This is a genomic window from Kocuria sp. 2SI, from assembly GCF_005502825.1.
Lineage (GTDB): Bacteria > Actinomycetota > Actinomycetes > Actinomycetales > Micrococcaceae > Kocuria > Kocuria palustris.
Genome location: NZ_SCNB01000003.1, coordinates 1 through 20,408, shown reverse-complemented (window position 1 = coordinate 20,408; position 20,408 = coordinate 1). Strand labels below are relative to the sequence as shown.

16 protein-coding genes are annotated in these 20,408 nt (G+C 71.7%); 9 read left to right on the top strand and 7 right to left on the bottom strand.

Features of this window, described 5'->3' with window-relative positions; translation table 11 throughout:
* Nucleotides 1-30 precede the first annotated feature (30 nt).
* On the top strand, nucleotides 31-1,848 hold the full coding sequence (gene menD / locus FFS25_RS02360; protein WP_137801794.1) for a 2-succinyl-5-enolpyruvyl-6-hydroxy-3-cyclohexene-1-carboxylic-acid synthase: 1,818 nt from the start codon (nucleotides 31-33) through the stop codon (nucleotides 1,846-1,848).
* Between the two features lie 44 nt (nucleotides 1,849-1,892).
* On the opposite strand, the gene FFS25_RS02355 is transcribed toward menD, so the two are convergent.
* Nucleotides 1,893-3,341 carry an MFS transporter gene (locus FFS25_RS02355; RefSeq protein WP_249933733.1) on the bottom strand — a complete coding sequence of 483 codons (1,449 nt, stop codon included), beginning with the start codon at nucleotides 3,339-3,341 and terminating at the stop codon, nucleotides 1,893-1,895.
* 216 nt (nucleotides 3,342-3,557) lie between these two features.
* A complete protein-coding gene (locus tag FFS25_RS02350; protein WP_137801792.1) occupies nucleotides 3,558-4,946 on the bottom strand; it encodes an isochorismate synthase in 1,389 nt (462 codons plus the stop codon).
* A gap of 74 nt (nucleotides 4,947-5,020) precedes the next feature.
* Here FFS25_RS02350 and FFS25_RS02345 point away from each other — a divergent pair, with 74 nt between their 5' ends.
* The 5 genes from FFS25_RS02345 to FFS25_RS02325 all read left to right on the top strand — a co-directional run bounded on the left by FFS25_RS02345 (nucleotide 5,021) and on the right by FFS25_RS02325 (nucleotide 10,062).
* Nucleotides 5,021-5,752, top strand: coding sequence for a demethylmenaquinone methyltransferase (locus tag FFS25_RS02345; RefSeq protein WP_137801791.1), 732 nt, complete (start codon nucleotides 5,021-5,023; stop codon nucleotides 5,750-5,752).
* Nucleotides 5,749-7,080, top strand: coding sequence for a geranylgeranyl reductase family protein (locus FFS25_RS02340; protein WP_137801790.1), 1,332 nt, complete (start codon nucleotides 5,749-5,751; stop codon nucleotides 7,078-7,080). Before FFS25_RS02345 ends, FFS25_RS02340 begins: the two co-directional genes overlap by 4 nt.
* A gap of 11 nt (nucleotides 7,081-7,091) precedes the next feature.
* Nucleotides 7,092-8,147 (top strand): polyprenyl synthetase family protein, encoded by a 1,056-nt coding sequence (locus FFS25_RS02335; protein WP_137801789.1) that lies wholly within the window; start codon nucleotides 7,092-7,094, stop codon nucleotides 8,145-8,147.
* Between the two features lie 113 nt (nucleotides 8,148-8,260).
* Entirely contained in the window at nucleotides 8,261-9,955 is a 1,695-nt protein-coding gene (locus FFS25_RS02330; RefSeq protein ID WP_137801788.1) for a sodium-dependent transporter, read from the top strand.
* Nucleotides 9,952-10,062: a methionine/alanine import family NSS transporter small subunit gene (locus FFS25_RS02325; RefSeq protein ID WP_081609431.1), complete on the top strand. Its 111-nt coding sequence runs from the start codon at nucleotides 9,952-9,954 to the stop codon at nucleotides 10,060-10,062. The genes FFS25_RS02330 and FFS25_RS02325 overlap by 4 nt, the downstream gene beginning before the upstream one ends.
* A gap of 143 nt (nucleotides 10,063-10,205) precedes the next feature.
* Here the strand turns inward: FFS25_RS02325 and rarD are convergent, their stop codons facing one another.
* A complete protein-coding gene (gene rarD / locus FFS25_RS02320) occupies nucleotides 10,206-11,201 on the bottom strand; it encodes an EamA family transporter RarD (RefSeq protein WP_137801787.1) in 996 nt (331 codons plus the stop codon).
* Entirely contained in the window at nucleotides 11,198-12,622 is a 1,425-nt protein-coding gene (locus FFS25_RS02315) for a DUF6882 domain-containing protein (protein ID WP_137801786.1), read from the bottom strand. The genes rarD and FFS25_RS02315 overlap by 4 nt, the downstream gene beginning before the upstream one ends.
* Before the next feature lie 63 nt (nucleotides 12,623-12,685).
* On the opposite strand from FFS25_RS02315, the gene FFS25_RS02310 reads away from it, so the two are divergent.
* Nucleotides 12,686-14,191 carry an SseB family protein gene (locus tag FFS25_RS02310; protein WP_006213728.1) on the top strand — a complete coding sequence of 502 codons (1,506 nt, stop codon included), beginning with the start codon at nucleotides 12,686-12,688 and terminating at the stop codon, nucleotides 14,189-14,191.
* A 155-nt stretch (nucleotides 14,192-14,346) separates the two neighbouring features.
* On the opposite strand, the gene FFS25_RS02305 is transcribed toward FFS25_RS02310, so the two are convergent.
* Both FFS25_RS02305 and FFS25_RS02300 read right to left on the bottom strand, forming a co-directional pair.
* Nucleotides 14,347-15,867, bottom strand: a complete 1,521-nt coding sequence (locus FFS25_RS02305; RefSeq protein WP_024289891.1) for a catalase — start codon at nucleotides 15,865-15,867, stop codon at nucleotides 14,347-14,349.
* An 82-nt stretch (nucleotides 15,868-15,949) separates the two neighbouring features.
* Nucleotides 15,950-16,489, bottom strand: coding sequence for a Fur family transcriptional regulator (locus FFS25_RS02300; protein ID WP_081609574.1), 540 nt, complete (start codon nucleotides 16,487-16,489; stop codon nucleotides 15,950-15,952).
* Between the two features lie 325 nt (nucleotides 16,490-16,814).
* Here FFS25_RS02300 and FFS25_RS13915 point away from each other — a divergent pair, with 325 nt between their 5' ends.
* Together FFS25_RS13915 and htpX are read left to right on the top strand one after the other, a co-directional pair.
* Nucleotides 16,815-19,208, top strand: coding sequence for a sigma-70 family RNA polymerase sigma factor (locus FFS25_RS13915; RefSeq protein WP_137801785.1), 2,394 nt, complete (start codon nucleotides 16,815-16,817; stop codon nucleotides 19,206-19,208).
* 141 nt (nucleotides 19,209-19,349) lie between these two features.
* Nucleotides 19,350-20,228, top strand: a complete 879-nt coding sequence (htpX, locus tag FFS25_RS02290; protein WP_137801784.1) for a zinc metalloprotease HtpX — start codon at nucleotides 19,350-19,352, stop codon at nucleotides 20,226-20,228.
* Between the two features lie 87 nt (nucleotides 20,229-20,315).
* Here the strand turns inward: htpX and FFS25_RS02285 are convergent.
* A partial coding sequence (locus FFS25_RS02285; protein ID WP_137801783.1) for a nucleotide-binding YajQ family protein occupies nucleotides 20,316-20,408 on the bottom strand: 93 nt, incomplete at its 5' end.

The window sequence follows — 20,408 nt, the reverse complement described above, 5'->3', positions numbered from 1 at the left end:
ACGGCAGCCGGCGGTCAGTAGGGTGAGCGGATGACCTCCGACGCCCTGCTGACCGCCGCCGCCGTCCTGGACGGGCTCACCGACGCCGGGCTGCGCGAGCTGTTCGTGTGCCCCGGCTCCCGCTCGGCCCCGTTCGCCTACGAGGCCGCCCGTCGCGACGGACGCGACCTGTCGGTGCACGTGCGCCTCGACGAGCGCTCGGCGGCCTTCCACGCCCTGGGCGCGGCTCGGGCCACGGGGCGTCCCGCGGCCGTCGTGACGACATCGGGCACCGCCGCCGGGAACCTGCTGCCGGCGGTCATGGAGGCCCATCATGCAGGGGTCCCGCTCGTGGCGATCACCGCCGACCGACCGCCGGAGCTGCGCGGCACCGGGGCGAACCAGACCACAGTGCAGCCCGGGATCTTCGCGGGCTTCGTGCGCGTCGAGCTCGATGTGGTGCTCGAGGACTCGGCGCACGATCCGCAGGCGCTGCGCGGGCTGGTGCTGGAGGCCCTTGCCCCCGTGCTCGCCGCGCTCCGATCGGAAGGGCACGAGGCTCCGGCGGGGCCCGTGCACCTGAACGTCGCGCTGCGCGATCCGCTGCAGCCGCAGCCGCCGACCGAGGATGCTGCGGACGATGAAGGTCCCGGCACGACCGCGGCGGCCCCGGGGCAGCCGCGTGCGGACGACGCCGCCGATGACCCCGCCGGCGCTGCGGATCAGGCAGAAGAGCTCGCCGATCGACTGCGCCTGTCCGTGGAGATCCCGCCGCTGGATCCTGCCGAGATCAGGCTCCCGGAGGAGCCGGACGGCCTGCGGCACAGCGTGCTGGTCGCCGGCGATGGTGCAGGAGCGGGCGCCGCTCAGCTGGCCGAGGCGCTCGGGACTCCGCTGCTGGCCGAGCCGTCCTCTCAGGCCCGTCGCGGCTCCACGGCGATCGGCCCCTACCGTGCCCTGCTGGACACCGCGCTCGGGGAGGGCATCGAGCGCGTCCTGCTGGTCGGGCGCCCCACGCTCTCGCGCCCGGTGGCCGCGCTGCTGCAGCGTCGCGGGGTGGAGGTCGCGGCATGGCGGCCCCGGCCGGTCCCGTGGTTCGACGACGGCCGCAGGTCTGAGCGCGAGCTCACGACGGCGGCTGAGGCGGCCGCATTCCTCGGGCGGGCTCCGCGGGAGTGGACCGAGGCCTGGAGCAGAGCCGGGGCCGAGGGCCAGCGTCGTGCGCTCGAGGTCCTGCAGCGGGCGGCTTCCGTGAGCGACGGGGTCCCCGGTCCGCTGACCGCACGGGCCGTCTGGGAGGCCTGCCGCGCCGACGGCCGACTGCTGGTGATGGGCTCGTCGAATCCGATCCGGGATCTGGACCTGCTGGGCCAGCCTGATCCCCGCGCCGACGAGGGCGTGGAGGTCCTGGCGAACCGGGGACTGGCCGGGATCGACGGACTGGTCGCCACGGCTGCCGGGGCTGCGCTGTCCTCCGGGCGTCCGGTCCGGGTCCTGCTCGGCGATCTCACCCTGCTGCACGATGCCGGTTCGCTGCTGAGCCTGCGCGGCGAACGGGCCCCGCAGCTGCAGATCGTCGTGCTCGACGACGGCGGCGGGGGCATCTTCGCCACGCTCGAGCACGGCGCGCTGGGGGAGCACCGGGCCTACGGGCAGATCGTCGAGCGCTTCTTCGGCACGCCGCCCAGCGCACGGGTGGCCGAGGTCTGCGCCGGCTACGGGATTCCGGTGCATCAGGCGGGCACCGTCCAGGAACTGGAGGAGCAGCTGCGCGACCCGGCTCCGGGGGTGAGCGCGGTCGTGGTGCGTGCCCAGCGCGTCGGTCTTCGGCAGATGAGCCAGGAGCTCACCCGCGCCGTGCGCGGATGAGCTCCTGGGAGGACTGCTGAAGCGCCTGCCGGCCGCGCGGTTGCTCAGGCTCCGGTGCGGGGTCCCTGGGCCGGGACGGAGGCGCCGTCCACGACGAGCGGGGACTCGGCGGCCGCCTCGCGAGCGGCCTGGACCTCCTCCGGCTTCGCGTCGCCGTCGATCAGCAGGCGGCGCTCGATCAGGTAGGTGTTGTGCTTGCGCGGCACCAGCACCGTGACGATGGCGCCGAGCAGCGCGACCGCCGCGAATACGTAGAACTGCTGCGAGGCGCCCAGGCCGGCAGCCACGAGCCAGCCGATGACCATGGGGCCGAACACGCCGCCGGCGCGTCCGATCGTGGCACACATGGCCACGCCTGCGGCACGGGCGTTCGAGGTGTAGTAGTTGGCCTGGAAGCCGTAGACCAGCACCTGGGTGCCCAGGATGCCCACGCCGGCCACCGCGATGAAGAGGAGCAGCAACGGCAGCGGGAAGTGGAAGGTCACGAGCACCAGCGTGATCGCGGCCAGGGCGAAGGTCGTGGCGATGACGTTCTGCGGCTTGCCCAGGCGGTCGGAGGCGGTCGCGGCGATCATGCCGCCGATCACCGCGGCGCCGTTGAGCACGAACGGGAACCAGAGCTTGAGCTCGCCGTAGCCGTAGGACTCCATGATGCGGGGCAGCCAGGTGTTCATGCCGTAGGTCAGGAACAGGCCGGCGAAGGACATAAGGGCCATCAGCAGGGTCGCGATGCCGAACTCCTTGGTCAGCAGCGTCGAGTAGCCGGTGCGGGCCGGGGCGGAGGCGGCGCGGGAGACCATCAGCTCATCCTGCAGCGGCACGCCGGTGCGGTTGGCGACCTCGATCGCGCGCTGCTCGTGCCCGCGGGCCAGCAGCCAGCGCGGGGACTCCGGCAGCTTCAGGGCAGCCAGGGGGAAGAGGAAGAGGATCGGCGTGGCGCCGATGAGGAACAGACCGCGCCAGCCGATGGCCTCGCCCAGGAAGATGCCGCACAGCGAGGCGAACATGCCGCCGGCCGGGACGCCCGAGTAGACGATGGCGTTGAAGACGCCCCGGCGGTCCTTGGGGGCGAACTCGGCCATGATCGGACCGGCCGTGGCGATGACCAGGCCCAGCCCCAGGCCGGTGAGGAAGCGCAGCAGGCCGAAGGTGAAGACGGTCCCGGTCAGGGCGGTGATGGCCATGCCGCTGGAGAACCAGGCGATGCCGATCATGAGCATGCGCTTGCGGCCGAGGATGTCTCCGATGAGTCCGGAGGCGAACGATCCGAGCAGCACGCCGATCAGAGCGAGCGATCCGACGGTTCCGGCGAGGGACGGATCCAGCGGGCCGATCTGCGAGGGGTCGTTCATGAGGGTCGGCATCACGGTGCCGTACACCACGAGGTCATAGCCGTCGAAGATCAGCGCGGTCGAGGTGATGGCGGCCACCCAGATGGCCGTCTTCATCTCGAGCGAGCGGTTCTCCGTCGCGAGGGTCTGGGTCGTGGACATGGGTCCCTGATCTCTCCGTCGTGTCTGGGCGCGGCGGCAGATTCGCCGAGCGCGCTCGAGGAGGCGGACCTCTTCGAGTGCCACGATGCTCGCAGGGGTGTGATCCAGTTCATATGAGGGGAATCCCTGGGATATCACCAGGTACTCTTAAGGATGTCTGGGATATTAATAAGCCCTGATCATGTCGAATCGCTGGAATGATCCGGCACATGGGCCTCACTCGGCCCCCAGGGCCCCCAGCACGGGACGCAGCTTGGCGCGCGTCTCGGCGAGCTCCTCCGCGGGGTCGGAGGCGCCCACGATGCCGCAGCCGGCATAGACGCCGGCGGTCGCTGCGTCCTCCAGGATCCCGCCGCGCAGGGCGATGCCGAAGTCGCCGTTGTGCCGGGCATCGACCCAGCCGACGGGGCCCGCGTAGAGGCCTCGATCCATCCCCTCGAGCCGGGCGATGGAAGCGGCCGCGGCGGCGGTCGGCGTGCCGCACACGGCGGCAGTGGGGTGCACGGCCTCCACCAGCTCGAGGGCGGAGGCCACGGTGCCGTCGGGGCCGCGGCGCAGATCGCAGGTCACGTCCGAGGCCAGGTGCCACACGTTGGGCAGCTCGAGCAGGTACGGCTCGGTCGAGGAGCGCACCGCGTCCGTGTAGGCGGCGATCCCCTCCAGGAACGAGGCGATCGCGAACTCGTGCTCCGAGCGCTGCTTGGCGTCCTCCATGAGCCGCTCGTGAGCCCAGGCCCGCTCGGCGGCGCTCGCGGGACCTGACGAGGTCCGCGCGACGGTGCCGGCCAGCACCCGGGCGTGCACGGCGCCGTCGAGCACGCGCACCAGCCGCTCGGGCGTGGCTCCGAAGGTCCGACCGCCGTCCGGGCTCGGCCGGCCAAGGACGTCCACGGTGTAGGTCCAGCAGCGGTCGTAGTCGGCGGCCAGGCGGCTCAGCGCCCTCGGCATGTCCAGCTGCGAGCCCTCGGCCGCGCGCACCGGGACGCGCCGTGCCAGCACGATCTTCTCGAGGCTCCCGGAGCGGATCTCCTCGATCCCGGAGGCCACCCCGTCCAGCCACGCTGCCTGGGCGGAAGGATCCTCGAGGGCGCGCGGCGCCGCGGTCTCGGGGGCGGGCCCGTCCGGGAGCTGGATCAGGCGGCGGACGGCCTCCGCGATGTCGTCGGGCCCCAGGGGATCGGGGGAGGACGAGACCAGGGTCGCCCAGGCGCCGTCGCCGTCGCGGCCCAGCACCAGCTCGGGGACCACCAGCCCGGAGCGGCGCTGGGAGGAGCGCGCGAAGGCGAATGCGCCGAAGGCCACGGGCCCGGTGGCCGAGCGCTGCAGCGGATCCTCGATCCGCAGCCCGTCCACGACGTCGTCCCACCATGCCCGGGCGCCCGTGAACCGGTCCTCGCCGGTGATCGCGAACGAGGCCGCCCGGCCGAAGCCGATCAGCCCCAGGCCGCCGATCGTCCAGCAGGCCTCGGGTCCTGCGGGCAGCATGGCGCGCAGATCCGCGTCTTCGTGCAGGACCGTGGGCAGTGCGTCGCGCAGCTGCTCGAGGGGCATGGTGAGGCTGCGGCGCGGGGCCGACGGGGCGGGTGAGCAGTGGCTGACGGGCATAGCCGCTCAGTGTAGGCCGCGGCCGCGGGGCATGTCGGTTCGGGCTGTCGGGCGGCGGTGCCACAATGGAGCCTGTGAATCGTGCAGACCTGTCCAAGCGCACCGACGCCGTCGCCTCCATGTTCGATCAGGTGGCCCCGCGGTACGACCTCGCCAACGACATCCTCGCCCTGGGCCAGACCAGGGGCTGGCGCCGTGCTGTCACCAGCGCTGTGGGCGCGGTCCCCGGCGAGCGCGTGCTCGACGTCGCCGCCGGCACGGGGACCTCCTCGGAGCCGTTCGTGGATGCCGGCGCGGAGGTCGTCGCCGTGGACCTCTCCGAGGGCATGCTGCGCGTCGGGCGCGATCGTCGCCCGGACATCGACTTCATCCAGGCGGACGCCACGCACCTGCCGTTCGCCGACGAGGCCTTCGATGCCGTGACGATCTCGTTCGGCCTGCGCAACATCGCCGAGCACCGCCAGGCTCTGTTCGAGATGCTGCGCGTGACCAAGCCGGGCGGGCGCCTGGTGATCTGCGAGTTCTCCACGCCGGTCTTCAAGCCCTTCCGCACGCTCTACAGCGAGTACCTGGTCCGCGCGATCCCGGGCATCGCGCAGAAGGTGAGCTCCAACCCGGAGGCCTACGAGTACCTGGCCGAGTCCATCCGCGACTGGCCGGACCAGGAGACGCTTTCCGAGCACCTGAGCGAGGTCGGGTGGCAGGAGGTGCGCTACCGCAATCTCACCGGCGGCATCGTGGCCCTGCATCACGCGGTGAAGTCGCTCGAGCACACCTACGGCGCGCCCACCATCGATCTGGCGTGAAGGTCGTGATCGCCGGCGGCGGTCCTGCGGGATCCACCGCCGCCTACTGGCTCGCCGCCCACGGCCATGAGGTCGTGGTCCTGGAGAAGACGGCGCATCCGCGTGAGAAGGTCTGCGGCGATGGCCTCACTCCGCGCGCCGTGCACGAGATGCAGCTCATGGACCTGCCGCACGGCGCGCAGGACGGCTATCGCGCCAATCGCGGGCTGAGGCTGTGCGCCCGCGACCGCGCGATCGAGGTCCCCTGGCCCGAGCTGACCGACTTCCCGTCCTACGGGCTGGTGCGGCCCCGCTCGGGCTTCGACCAGCACCTGGCCCGCCACGCCGAGGCGGCCGGTGCCCGGCTGATCGAGCACCGCTCCGTGGCCTCCGTGGTCCGCGACGACGACGGCCGCGTGATCGGCGCCGACGCCTCGGTGCTCGGTGCGGACGGTCGGCGCACCGGCGAGACCGAGCGCCATCTCGGCGATCTGGTCCTGGCCGCCGACGGCGTCTCCTCGCGCACGGCCGTCAGCTCGGGCCTGCACCGCGATCCGGACCGGCTGATGGGCGTGGCCGTGCGCGGCTACTACGAGTCCCCGCGCACGGACATCGAGTGGATGGAGGGCTGGCTCGAGCTGCGCGACGGCACGGACCCCTCGGGCTCCCTGCTGCCCGGCTACGGCTGGGTCTTCGGCGCCGGCGACGGCACCGCCAACGTGGGCCTGGGCATGCTCAGCACCTCCAAGGCCTTCCGCGGCACGGACTACCGACGCGTGCTGCAGGACTGGGCGGCCTCCATGCCCAGCCAGTGGACGTTCGATCCCGAGCATCAGCGCGGCCGCATCCTCTCGGCTGCGCTGCCCATGGCCTTCTCCCGCACGCCGCACTGGGTGCCCGGGATGATGCTGCTCGGCGACTCCGCGGGGCTGGTCTCGGCGTTCAACGGCGAGGGCATCTCGAATGCCATGCAGTCGGCGCGCCTGGCCGCCGAGCAGATCCACGAGGCCGCCGGGGCCAACGGCCCGGCTCAGCGCGACGTGGTCCTGGCGCGCTATCCGCAGCTGCTGCAGGACGAATGGGGAGCCCACTTCACCCAGGGGCGCGCGCTGGCGCAGCTGATCGGGCGGCCGCGGATCATGAAGGCCGCCGTCGCCACCGGCATGTCCTTGCCCGCGCTGATGCGCTTCGTGGTGCAGGTCATGACCGAGCTCAGCGACCGCCCGGCGCACACCTGGGAGGACCGGGCCATCGCGCTGCTGGACGCCCTCACCCCGGCCACCTCCAACCGGAGGCGCTCGTCCGGGATCCCGGACGAGCGCCTCCAGAAGCCGTCCCCGACGAAGTAGAGTGTCCGATCGTGACTGACTCCTCCCAGGCCCCCGCGCGCCCCGACGACTCGCTGTCGGGCATCCTGCCCCCGAGCTTCGCCGCCGTCGCTCAGGACGAGGTGCTGGGACCGCAGCTGATCGAAGGCCTCTCGGCGATCGAGGACCGACTGGCCGAGTGCGTGCGCAGCACGGATCCGCTGATCCAGGTGACGTCCTCGCACCTGCTGCAGGCAGGCGGCAAGCGGGTGCGCCCGCTGCTGACGCTGCTCAGCGCCCAGGTGGGCGGGGGCATCAACGACGACGTCGTCGACGCCGCCGTGGTCGTCGAGCTGACCCACCTGGCCTCGCTGTACCACGACGACGTCATGGACTCCGCCCCCGTCCGCCGCGGAGTCGAGGCCGCGCACACGGTGTGGGGCAACTCGGTCGCGATCCTGACCGGCGATCTCATCTTCGCCCGCGCCTCGTCCCTGGTGGCCGAGCTGCCCGGGGACTCCTTCAAGGTTCAGGCCAACGCCTTTGCCCGACTGGTCGAGGGCCAGCTCAAGGAGACCTCCGGCGTCCCGGAGGGCACGGATGCCCTCGAGCACTACCTCGAGGTGCTGGCGGGCAAGACCGGCTCGCTGATCGCCGCGTGCGGGATCTACGGCGCAGGCCTCTCCGGTGCGGACGAGCACGTGCGCGCCGCCATGGAGACTTATGGCGAGCGCATCGGCGTGGCCTTCCAGCTGGCCGATGACATCATCGACATCACCTCGCCCTCGGAGGTCACCGGCAAGACCACCGGCACGGACCTGCGCGAGGGCGTGCTCACCCTGCCGGTGCTCATGCTGCGGCGCATGGCAGAGGACGGCGATGCCTCCGCGGCGCGCGTCCTCGAGCTCGTGGACGCCGATCTGACCAGCGACGACGCCCTGGCCGCCGCCGTCGAGGCGATCTGCGCGCACGAGGCCGTCGAGCGGTCGTGGGCCGTCGCGCAGGAGTGGGTCGACGACGCCCTGCGGGCCCTGGAGCCGCTGCCCGCCTCGGCCGCTCGCTCGGCGCTGGAGGCCTTCGGGCGTGACATGGTTCACCGCCGTTCCTGAGAATGCGGTATAAATGCACCGCTGAAATGATCCCGATTCCCGGGGCATGACCTCGATGACCGAGGCGGCGGGACGCACACGCGCCGTCGAGCCCTGATTTCTCGAGGTGGAACGTGTCCTCACCCAACGCTTCCGCGACCACGGAGGTCCGCTCCTCGCACGAGCGCGAAGCCTTCTCCAGCCGCACCGTCTTCATCCTGGCCGCCATGGGCTCCGCCATCGGCCTGGGCAACATCTGGCGCTTCCCGTACATCGCCTACGACAACGGCGGCGGCGCCTTCATGATCCCGTACCTGGTCGCGCTGCTCTCGGCCGGCCTGCCGCTGCTCATGCTGGACTACGCCGTGGGACACCGCTTCCGCGCCTCCGCCCCGCTGGCCTTCCGCCGCCTGCACCCCAAGGCGGAGGTCCTGGGCTGGTGGCAGCTGGCCATCTGCTGCGTCATCGCCGTGTACTACGCCGCGATCCTGGCCTGGGCCGGGTCCTACACGATCTTCTCCTTCACCAAGGCCTGGGGCGATGACCCCGAGGGCTTCCTGATGGGCCAGTACCTCCAGGTCGCCGAGACCGTCGCCCCGAGCTTCGACTTCGTGCCCCAGGTGCTCATCGGCATGATCCTCGTGTGGGGCGTGCTGATCGTCGTGATGTCGCTGGGCGTGCAGAAGGGCATCGGCCGCTTCAACGTGATCTTCCTGCCGCTGCTGATCGTCATGTTCGTCGTCATGGTGGTCATCTCGCTGACCCTGGACGGGGCGGGCACGGGCCTGGACGCCCTGTTCACCCCGGACTGGTCGGCGCTGTCCAATCCGTCGGTGTGGATGGCCGCCTACGGCCAGATCTTCTTCTCGCTGTCCGTGGGCTTCGGGATCATGGTCACCTACGCCTCCTACCTCAAGCCCAAGACCGATCTCACCAGCTCCGCGCTGGTGGTCGGCTTCGCGAACTCGAGCTTCGAGATCCTCGCGGGCATCGGCGTCTTCGCCGCCCTGGGCTTCATGGCCAGCGCGTCCGGAGTCGCCGTCGGCGATGTCGCGACCAACGGCATCGGCCTGGCCTTCATCGCCTTCCCCACGATCATCTCGGAGGCGCCCGCCGGCACCCTGATCGGCGTCCTGTTCTTCGGGGCCCTGACCTTCGCCGGGTTCACCTCGCTGATCTCGATCGTGGAGGTCATCATCGCGGGCTTCCGGGACAAGCTGGGCCTGACCCGCGTGCCGGCGGTCCTGGTGGTCACCGTCCCGCTGGCGATCGTCTCCCTTGCGCTGCTCCCCACGACCACGGGCCTGAGCCTGCTGGACGTCGCCGACGCCTTCGTGAACAACTACGGCATCATGCTCGTGGCCCTGGTGGCGGTCGTGCTGCTCACTTCCGGGCTGACGGCATTGCCGGTGCTGCGCGATCACCTCAACTCGGTGTCCACCTTCAAGCTCGGGCGCACCTGGATGCTGCTGGTCGGCGGCCTGGGCGTCGTCGTGCTGGGCTACTCCCTGATCGGCCAGCTGTCCGTGACCCTGTCCGAGGGCTACGGGGGATACCCGAGCTGGTATGTGGGCGTGTTCGGCTGGGGCATGGCGCTGGCGCTGCCGGTGCTGTCCTGGCTGATGACCCGCATCCCCTGGTCCGAGCGCTCGCGCGCCTCCCAGCAGTCCCCGGCCCCGGCCATCCTGGACTCCGTGCTGGATCGGCGTCTGCTCGGGACCTCCGGGCACTCACCGCTGCAGGACGGCCCCCGCAGCCCCTGGGCACAGGGCTCCGAGCCCGGCGCCCGCACCGAGATTCCCGCTGAGAACGAGGAGAACGTCCGATGAGCACCACCGCCGTGGTCATGATGATCGTCGCCATGGTGACGGTCTGGGGCGGCCTGCTCGCCTCGCTGCTGCACCTGCGCAACTCCCCGGAGGAGCAGGACGACTGAGACCGGCAACCGCCCCGTGCGGGCTCCGGTGAACCGCAGAGGCCCCTGCCTCCGCTGCCTGACGGGCAGCCGGAGGCAGGGGCCTCTTGCTCGGGGCGACTCGTCGTCTCTGTCCCGGGGCCGTGCTCCGCGCGGTGGCCGGCTCAGCCGAGGGGGCGAGCCTCGACGGGCTCGGCTGCGCGGTCGCGGCGGCGGCGACGCCCGGCGAGGACCGCGTCGGCGATCATCAGCACGACGGCGGCCCAGACGACGAAGAACCCGGCCCAGCGCTCCGGCGGCATGGCCTCGTGCAGGATGGCCACCGCCACGATGAACTGCAGGATCGGGGCGATGTACTGCAGCATGCCCACTGTGGACAGCGGGAGGTTGGAGGCCGCGAGCCCGAACAGCAGCAGCGGGCCCACGGTGATCACGCCCGTGCCGATCATGAGGGCCGTGTTGGCCGGGCCCGCGGTGCCGAAGACCAGCGCATCACGGCTGATCAGCAGCCCCACGATGATCGAGGACGGGATCAGCAGGACGAGCGTCTCGACCGACAGGGTCACCAGGGCGGGCCAGCTGCTGCCGACCATGGACTTCACGAGCCCGTAGAAGCCGAAGGTGAAGGCCAGCCCGAGCGACATCCAGGGGACCTGGCCGTAGAAGACCGACATGACCAGCACAGCGGTCGCCCCCAGGATCAGGGCGCCCCACTGGAGGGGCCGCAGCCGCTCACGCAGCACCAGGACGCCCAGCAGGATCGAGACCAGAGGATTGATGAAGTACCCCAGCGAAGCCTCGAGCGTGTGCCCGGAGGTCGTGGCGATCGTGTAGAGCGTCCAGTTCATCCCCACGAGCACGGCGGCCAGCGCGAGGAGGCCGAGCACTCGCGGCTGGGACAGCGCCGCCGCGAAGCGGCCGAACTGCCGGAAGACCCCGAGCATGATCATGCACAGCACCAGCGCGAACCCGATGCGCATGGAGACGATCTCCCAGGGGCCGGCAGGCGCCAGCGCCACGAAGTACAGCGGGAGCACGCCCCAGAAGGTGTAGGCGGCGATGCCCTGTGCCAGCCCCGCGCGGGGGCTGCGCACATGGCGGACGTCGACGACCTCCGGGGCCGGACCGGAGGTCGGGGCCGGGTCCGGCGTCAGACTCACCGTCCGAAGAAGCGGCTCAGGAAGCCCCTCTTGCGCGGCTGGTCGTCCTCGGCCGGGCGGGTCTGCTCGGCGGCCTCGTCGTCGACGGCTGCGTCCTGCGGGTCCTCGACCGGGGCGACGGTGCGCTCGGAGTCCTGGCGGCGCAGGTCCTCGGCATCGATGCGCTCGACGGTCTCGGCCTCCCGAGCCTCCGTGCGGTCCTGCTCGGCAGGGGCCGCCGCAGCCTCCTCGGAAGAGCGCTCGTCGTCGTGGGAGTCCTCGTCCGAGGTCTCCGCCACGTCCGGGGTCTCGGCCACGGGCACCGTGGAGGTCGTGACCTCGCCGGGAGCCACGTCGCGGCGCGGATCCTGGTCGTAGGGGAGGTCGTCGTCGGCGGCAGCACCGCCGTAGGTGACGGTCGGCTCGTCGTCGCGCGGCTGCTCCGGCTCATCGTGGGAGATCTCGTAGGCGGGCTCGTCGTCCTGGATCTCGGGCTGCTCGGAGGCCGGCACGGGGGCCTCGAGCTCCTCGCGGGAGAGCTGGTCGGGAAGCGGGGTCTGCTCGGCATCGGCGGCGGGAGCCGCCGGCTCCTGCTCGGCGCGCTCCTGGGCTGCGGTGGCCTCCCGGCGAGCCTGCTCGTCGGCCTGGCGGGCGGCGCGATCGCGCTCGGCCTCCGCAGCGGCCAGACGCAGCGCATCGTCGCGATCGGCGCGCAGGGCCTCGCGGCGGGAGACGGCCTCCTCCTCGAGGACGCTGAGCTCCTGCTCCCCGACCAGGGGATCGGCGGACTCGGCGGCGTCGATCTTCCGGTCCTCGAACCACAGCCGCTGGGCGCCGGAGCGGGTCGTGATGACGCAGGTGGTCTCGCCGTCCCAGTCGATGTGGGCGCCGCGCAGGCGGATGTAGGAGTCCACTGCGCGGCAGTGGTCCTCGGCGGTGCCGGTCTGCAGCGCCTCGGCGATCACGCGCATCATCGTCTCGACGTCCAGCGCGGGCAGCTCGAGCTCGGGGCCCTCGAGCAGCAGCCACGCGGTGACCTGGCCGCCCACGCCGGCGGGGTAGTGGGCCCAGATCCCCGTGACGGACTTCGCAGCCAGGGCGAGGCGACGAGCCAGCCCGTCCTCGCGGGGGATCTCATCGGCGATCAGCTCCTCGACATCGCTGCGCGAGCCGGTCTGGCGGGCCTGCACCGAGGCGGCGACGACCTCCGGAGGGAAGTGCCCGAGCTCCTGCCAGGCCCAGATCCACGAGCCGCGGCTGGTGGAGTCTGTGCCCAGCAGGTGGGGGCGCAGCGTGACCGGCGGGTCGGACTGCAGGGTGAACGAGGCTGCCGAGAAGTCGACGTCCCACTCGACGCCCTGGCTCAGTTCGGCCAGGCGGGCCTGGTGCTCGGTCGAGATGAAGACCGAATCGTCGATCAGCTGCTGCAGTGTTGTCGTCATGGGCCCCAGGCTAGCAAGGCAGAGCGCGCCCGGGCGGTGGCAGGACCTGGATAGGGTTGAGCCATGACGCAGGATCCCGCCCCCGCCCCCGTTCCCGAGCCCTCCGGCCGTCGCCGTCCGGGCAGCCACGGCGCCGAGCAGCGCACCGACGCCCAGACCGCCGAGCTGCTGCAGCAGCAGCTGCGCACGATCGGGCAGTGGGTGCTCAGCGTCGTGAACGCCCGGCCCGGCTGGCAGCGGATGATCCTCGATCTGAAGCCGCAGGACGGCCGCGTGTGGCTGCGGATCTCGGAGGAGCGCGATGGCCGGGTCCTGCCCGGCACCGTGGGCCCCCTCAATGCGGCGAGCCCCGTGCTGCGCAGCATCGAGCGGCTGCAGTCGCTGAGCTACCGTCCCGGACGCGGCACCTGGTTCGCGACCAGCGTGATCGTGATCGCCGAGGGCTGGCCGGAGCCCGAGCACCGCTTCACGGCCCACCACGTCTACGACGAGCGCCCGGAGGTCCTCGGGGAGGAGGGCCCGTACGGGCTCGAGGACGCCCTCGCGCACCTCGAGCGCTTCCCGCGCACGGAGGACCGGGTCCCGTCGTGGCTGGCCGAGATGGCCGCGCAGGCGGACGTGAGCATCCCCGTGCTGGCCCCGGAGGACGTCGCCTCCGCGGTGGACGGGTCCACCGTCAATCCGCTGCTGCGCGAAGCCGTGCTCGGCTTCGCCGCCGCCCCTTCGGAGGAGGCGATGATCGAGGTCCTCCGCCAGGCCATGCAGGGGACCGTGGTGCTCGATGCCAGCGGCTCCGACCTGGTGCCCGATGCGGAGGGAGCCCAGCCCGGTCCCGAGTCGACGATCCGGCTCCAGAGCCTGCGCGATCAGGACGGCGCGGTGGGCCTGGCAGTGTTCACCTCGGAGGAGGAGGCCCGGGAGGCCTTCCGGCGGTTCTCGGGCCAGGAGGCCGGCGAGCCCACGCTGCTGCGCCAGCCGACGCTCGTGCCGCTGCAGATCCTGATGCAGGACGAGCAGTACGACCACCTGGTGGTCGATCCGGGGAAGGCCTCCTGCCGCATCCCGCGTCGGCAGATCCAGTGGGCCCTGTCCTCGCCGCACAACGACGTCGTCAAGGGCGGTCTGGTCTCCGGCAGCATCCCGCAGATCCTCGGCGGCATGGTCGGGCGGGAGTCCAGGCTGCTCGTGGCCACCGAGCCCCCGCAGGACGGCTCCGTCCCGCCGCCGGTCTTCGCCTCGAACGACGACGGCACCGCGGACACGCTCTACGTCTTCACCTCCGTGGCCGAGGTCGCGGCCCTGGACCGCAGCCTCGAGTCCCGTGCGGCCTCCGGACGCGATGTCCTGCGCATGGCTCTGGACTCGGGGGCGCGGCGCATCCGGCTCAACGCCAGGGCGCCCATGGCCGTGTTCGAGATGGACGAGATCTTCCGCCTGCTGGCCTCGCTCGAGGAGTCCGAGGACCAGCAGCGCCGCGCGGCGGAGGCGGACGACGAGGACTTCGAAGCCGAGTCGGAGGACCCGGGCGCCATACCGGGCAGCCAGCCGTTCTCGCCTGACATCCGCTGAGGGCGCGCCCGGGCGGCGCTTCCGCGCGGAATCCGTCCTGCTGCGCTGGAGCTCGTGGCCGCAGGGCAGCGGGATGGAAGCAGGCCCCCTCGACCGGATGGTCGAGGGGGCCTGTCGCTCGTCGGCCGCGCAGCGGCCGGGGGCGGATCAGCGGATCACACGTACTTGGCGTCGGCGCCGCGGTTGGCGGCCTCCGCCTCGCGCACGCGCTTGCCCAGCTCGGGGTGCACGTTCTCCCAGTACTGGAAGGCGCGCTCCTTGATCGTCTCGTCCTGGACGTCGCCCACGTGCCCGGCGATGTTGTCCACCAGGATCTGCTGCTCCTCGGCGTCCATGACCTCCGAGTACAGCTTGCCGGGCTGCGAGAAGTCGTCGTCCTCGGCGCGCAGGGTCGCGGCGGCGCGCACCATCTCGCCGTCCGTCTCCCAGCGCATCTCGTCGGCCGGCTTGACGCCCTGGCCGGCGACGGGGCCGCCGACGGTGTTGGGCGCGTAGACCGGCTGGGTCGGGGCCTTGAAGGTGTAGCGCATGGGGCCGTCGTGCGAGTACGAGTTGTTCTCGGCGTAGTGCGGGTAGTTCACCGGCAGCTCCGCGAAGTTCGCCCCGATGCGGTGACGGTGCGTGTCCGGGTAGGAGAACACGCGGGTCATGAGCATCTTGTCCGGGGAGATCTCGTGGCCGGGCACGGTGTTGCCCGGGGAGAAGGCCGCCTGCTCGATCTGGGCGAAGTAGTTCAGCGGGTTCTGGTTCAGCACGAACCGGCCGATCTTCTTCCGCGGGTAGTCCTTGTGCGAGATCGTCTTGGTGACGTCGAACGGGTTGACCTTGTAGGTCTTGCCGTCCTCGTAGGGCATGATCTGCACCTCGACCGACCAGGCCGGGAAGTCGCCCTTCTCGATGGAGTCGTAGAGGTCGCGGCGGTGGGCGTCGGCGTCCTGGCCGGCGATGTGCGCGGCCTCCTCGCCGGTGAGCCCCTCGACGCCCTGCTCGGAGATGAAGTGGTACTTCACCCAGAAGCGCTCGCCGGCCTCATTGACCCACTGGTAGGTGTGCGAGCCGTAGCCGTTCATGTGGCGCCAGTTCTTGGGGATGCCGCGCGAGCCCATGAGGTAGGTGACCTGGTGGGCCGACTCCGGGGACTGGGTCCAGAAGTCCCACTGCATGGTGTTGTCGCGCAGGCCCGAGCCGGGGAGGCGCTTCTGCGAGTGGATGAAGTCCGGGAACTTGATGCCGTCGCGGATGAAGAAGATCGGGGTGTTGTTGCCCACGATGTCGAGGTTGCCCTCGGTGGTGTAGAACTTCAGCGCGAAGCCGCGGGGATCGCGCCAGGTATCGGGCGAGCCCTGCTCGCCGGCGACCGTGGAGAAGCGGGCCAGCATGGGCGTCTTGGTGCCCTTCTGGAAGACCGCCGCACGGGTGTACTCCGAGACGTCCTCGGTGATCTCGAGCTCGCCGAAGGCGCCGCCGCCCTTGGCGTGCACCACGCGCTCGGGGACGCGCTCGCGGTCGAAGGCCGCCAGCTTCTCCACGACGTAGGTGTCGTGCAGGGCGATGACGCCGTCGGGGCCGCCGCTCGTCAGCGAGTGGGCGTCCGACTGGACGGGCTTGCCCAGCTGATCGGTCGTGAACTCGCCGGTGGGGCGCAGTCCGTCTTCGTAGATGTTCTTCTCGGCCACGGTGTTCCTCCTGTGAGGTGATCTTGCGATGGTCGTCGATCCGGGCGCCGCGCTTGACGCGCCGCCCCTGCGACGGCCCGGGTCAGCCAGCAGCAGCGACCGCTCCGGGGGTCTGTGGGGCGGCTTCCGCTGCTGCGGCGGCCTCGGCCGCACGACAGCTGCGGCAGATGCCGCGGTAGAGGACGTCGGCGGAGAGCAGCTGCATGCCGAGGTCATCCGAGGGGCTCAGGCACGGCGCGGCGCCGACCGCGCAGTCGACGTCCTCCACCTGCCCGCAGCGCACGCAGTAGGCGTGATGGTGGTTGTCGCCGGTGCGGGTCTCGTAGAGGGCGGGTCTGCCCGGGGGCTCGAACTTGCGCAGCATCTCCAGGCTCGTCAGGTCCGTCAGCACGACGTACACCGACTGAGTGCTGATGCTGGGCAGCTGCTCCCGCACGAGCTCGGCGATCTGCTCGGCCGAGCTGTGGGGGTGGTCCTGGACTGCGGCCAGGACGGCCAGGCGCTGACGGGTGACCCGGCGCCCCTGGGCTCGCAGCTGTGCGCTCCAGTCCTCGCTGGTCACGACGCGGCCCTCGTGCGGCGGGTACCCGTGGGTCTCCGTCTCGAGTGCTGATGTCCTCATGGTCCCGAGTGTAGCGATAATTCTGAGAAACTCACAAGAACGGCATGTCCTGCATCACTCGTCTCGGGGAGGCGACGACGCTGATCTGCGGGGATGCGAACGCATATGTCTCTTGCGGCGCCGTCATCCGACTGGCCCCGCGCGTCGGCCTTGCCTATCCTCAGGTGCAGATCGCCGCGTCCCCTCAGGGAGGGTCTGCTGCGGTTCGGCGGCCTTGACGCGAGCGCCCGCACACGGGGGCGGACTGCGCCTCCTGGCGGATGCATCCGTTTGACGAACAGGGCTGAAGAAGCCGCCTCCCACGCCCGAGCACCGAATGCGCCCCATGAACCCCCATCACGAGAATCCTGCGGACAGCGAGCCGGAGGCGACGAGCCACGAGCCCGCCTCCGGGCACGAGCCGCGCCCTCAGGACGGGGCGGAGGCCGGCCCGGGCCCGCAGACGCCGTGGTCTGCTGCCGATGATGCCGGTGCGGCCGCCGCACCGATCGCCCCCGCAGACCTCGAGTCCCCGCAGGAGGAGTCCGCGGCCCCCGAGGACGAGGCGATCGCCGATGAGGCGCTGCTGGATTCGGCTCGCGCCGGCGACGAGAGCTCGTACGCCGCGCTCTACGAGCGGCACCGCTCGACCGCGCTGAACGTCGCGCGCATGCACACCCGCAATGTGCATGACGCCGAGGACCTGGTCTCCGAGGCCTTCGCCCGCATCCTCAGCGTCCTGCGCCGCGGCGGCGGCCCCCGCAAGTACATGCGCAGCTACCTGGTCACCACCATCGGCCGTCTGGCGGTCGACCACGGCATGGCGGCCGGCCGCGTGCGCCCCTCGGAGGACGAGGCCGAGCTGGATCGACCCGAGGAGTTCGACGACGTCGTCGTGCGACAGTGCGAGGCCGCCGGGGTGGCCACGGCCTACGGCTCGCTGCCCGAGCGCTGGCAGGCCGTGCTGTGGCACACCGAGGTCGAGGGCATGAAGCCCGCGGCGGTGGCCGAGGAGCTGCAGATCAGCCCCAACGCCGTCTCCGCCCTGGCCAAGCGGGCCCGGGAGGGGCTGCAGAGCGCCTACCTGCAGGCGCAGGTCTCGGCCGAGGCCACCGAGGCCTGCCCGGAGTACGCCGGCGAGCTGGGCGCGTTCGCCGCAGGGACCCTGGCCTCCCGGCGCCGCGCCAAGCTGCAGCAGCACCTCGACGCCTGCCCGCGCTGCACCGCCGAGTACCTCCAGCTCGAGGACGTCGGCGTGGGCATGCGCGTCTGGATCCTCCCGGTGCTGGCGGCGCTGCCGCTGTGGGGCACCGAGTCCAAGGTGCTCACCGCGATCCTCGCCTCCGGCACGGGCAGTGCGCCCGCCGCAGGGGCTGGCGCGAGCTCCGCCGGGGGATCTGCGGAGGTATCGGGCGGTTCCGGCCAGGCCCCCGCAGACCCTTCAGCGCTGACTCCGGCACCCGCCGACGGCGCAGTCGCCGCAGGCTCCGCGACAGCCGCAGGCTCAGCGGGCGGCGGCTTCGCCGGTGGGGCCGGCTCGGCGAGCGCGGGCGGCAAGCTCGGCATGGGTGCGGCCGTGGCCGGCGGCACCGGGTTGAAGGTCGCGGTCGGCGTGGTCGCTGCGGCGGCTGCGGTTTCGCTCGTCGGCCTGGGCGTGTCCACGCTCGTCCGCCATGACGACGGCGGCGCCAGCGCCATCGGGGGACTGCCCTTCCCCGCGGGCGAGGGCGAGGTCGACAGCAGCGACGAGCAGAGCGGCGACGGCGAGGGTGACGGCGACGGCCGTGGCGGTGATGACGGCGCGGACTCGGGCGGCTCCCTGTTCGGGGACGCTGCCGGCGCTGACTCGGCGCCCGGCGGCGGAACCTCCTCGGCGGATCCGGCCGATGCGTCGGACAGCGCCGACCGGCTCGCGGCCTTCGGCCCGGCCGACCAGGCCGATGACCAGAGGGCTGGCAACGGCGCGGACTCCGGCAGCGAGGCCTCGGCCGAGGACAGTCGGGCAGGAAACGGGGCGGACTCCGGCGCCGCCGGCGACGCCGCTGTCGGCGGCGCTGACGACGGAGCCGATCGGCCCGCGAGCGGCGGCGGCTCCGGCAGCGGTGCCTCCGGCAGCGATGGCGGGGCGTCGGGCGGCACGGGGGGCGAAGGCGCCCCCGGCGCCTCGAGCAGCGGCGAGGCCTCCGGCAGCGGCAGCTCCAGCGGCGATCCCGGTTCGAGCGGCACGACCGATCCGGCTCCGCAGCCCGAGCCCACCCCCGAGCCGACCCCTGAGCCGGAGCCCACCACCGAGCAGACCCCGGATCCCACCGAGTCGGGGGACGAGGAGAGCCCTCCGACCACCGACGACTCGACCGATCAGGCCACGGACGCGGGCGGCACGACTCCGGGCAGCGGCAGCTCCAGCGGCGATCCCGGTTCGAGCGGCACGACCGATCCGGCTTCGCAGCCCGCTACCACCGACGAGCCCGCACCGGAGCCCACCACCGAGCAGACCACGGAGCCCCCCGAGCCGGGGGACGGGGAGAGCCCTCAGACCACCGACGACTCGACCGATCCGGCCACGGACACGGGCGGCACGACTCCGGGCAGCGGCAGCACCGATCCGAACCAGCCTCCGGCCGAGGTGGAGGGCGTCACCTGGGTGTGGGTGCCTCGTGAGCAGTGGCCGCAGCTGTGGCAGACCCTGTGGCCCTGGACGAGCGGATACTGGGAACTGTCTGCAGACACGGCCGAATAGGGAACACCCGTCTGAGGCTGCCGGTTCCTCTCTGATGAGGGCTCGCGCGCACCCGGGGCTGCCTGGGAAGACGGCGGAGCGCCGCTTCTGGGTCTCCGGCGCGACCAGACGGCCCCATTGAACGAGAGGAACGGATCCGGCATGCACCGACACTTCAACGGGCTGAAGACCGCAGCGCTGCTCGGGGGGATGTGGGGCCTGCTCGTGCTGATCGGGTACGGCATCTCGCTGAGCACGGGCAGCTCGATCTTCATCCTCCTCTTCGCGCTGATCGGGCTGGCTTCCACGGCCTACAGCTACTGGAACAGCGACAAGCTCGCGCTGCGCTCCATGCACGCCGTCGAGGTCAGCGAGCAGCAAGCGCCCTGGCTGTACGCCACGGTGCGCGAGCTCTCCGACCGCGCCGGACAGCCCATGCCCCGGCTCTACGTCTCACCCACCTCGAGTCCCAATGCCTTCGCCACCGGCCGCGACCCCAAGAACTCCGCGGTGTGCGTCACGGAGGGGATCCTGCAGCTGCTCAGCGAGCGCGAGCTGCGGGGCGTGCTGGGCCACGAGCTTCAGCACGTCTACAACCGGGACATCCTCACCTCGTCCGTGGCTGCGGCGATCGCGGGCATCATCACCTCGATCGCGCAGTTCCTGCAGTTCACCGCGATCTTCGGCGGGCGCGGGGGCGACGAGAGGGGCAACCCGCTGGCGGCCCTGGCCGTCGCCTTCCTGGCACCGGTGGCCGCCTCGGTCATCCAGATGGCGATCTCGCGCACCCGCGAGTTCGACGCCGACGAGGACGGCGCCCGGCTGACGGGGGATCCGCTGGCCCTGGCCAATGCGCTGAACAAGATCGAGAACGGCGTCAACGCCAGGCCGCTGTCGGCCGATGACCAGAGGGTCGTCAACACGTCGTCCATGATGATCGCGAACCCGTTCCGCGGCGGCGGACTCTCCCGGATGTTCAGCACGCACCCGCCCACGGCCCAGCGCATCGAGCGCCTGCAGGCCATGCTCCACGAGGGCTGAAACGACACGACGAAGGGGCGCCGTCGCAGCCGAGATGCTGCGACGGCGCCCCTTCGTCGTCCGACAGGGGGCGGCGGCGGGGGACTGTCAGCGGAAGTTGATGAACTGCAGGTCGACGTCCAGGTCCTTGCCCTTGAGCAGCGCGATGGTCTCCTGGAGGTCGTCGCGGGACTTGGACGA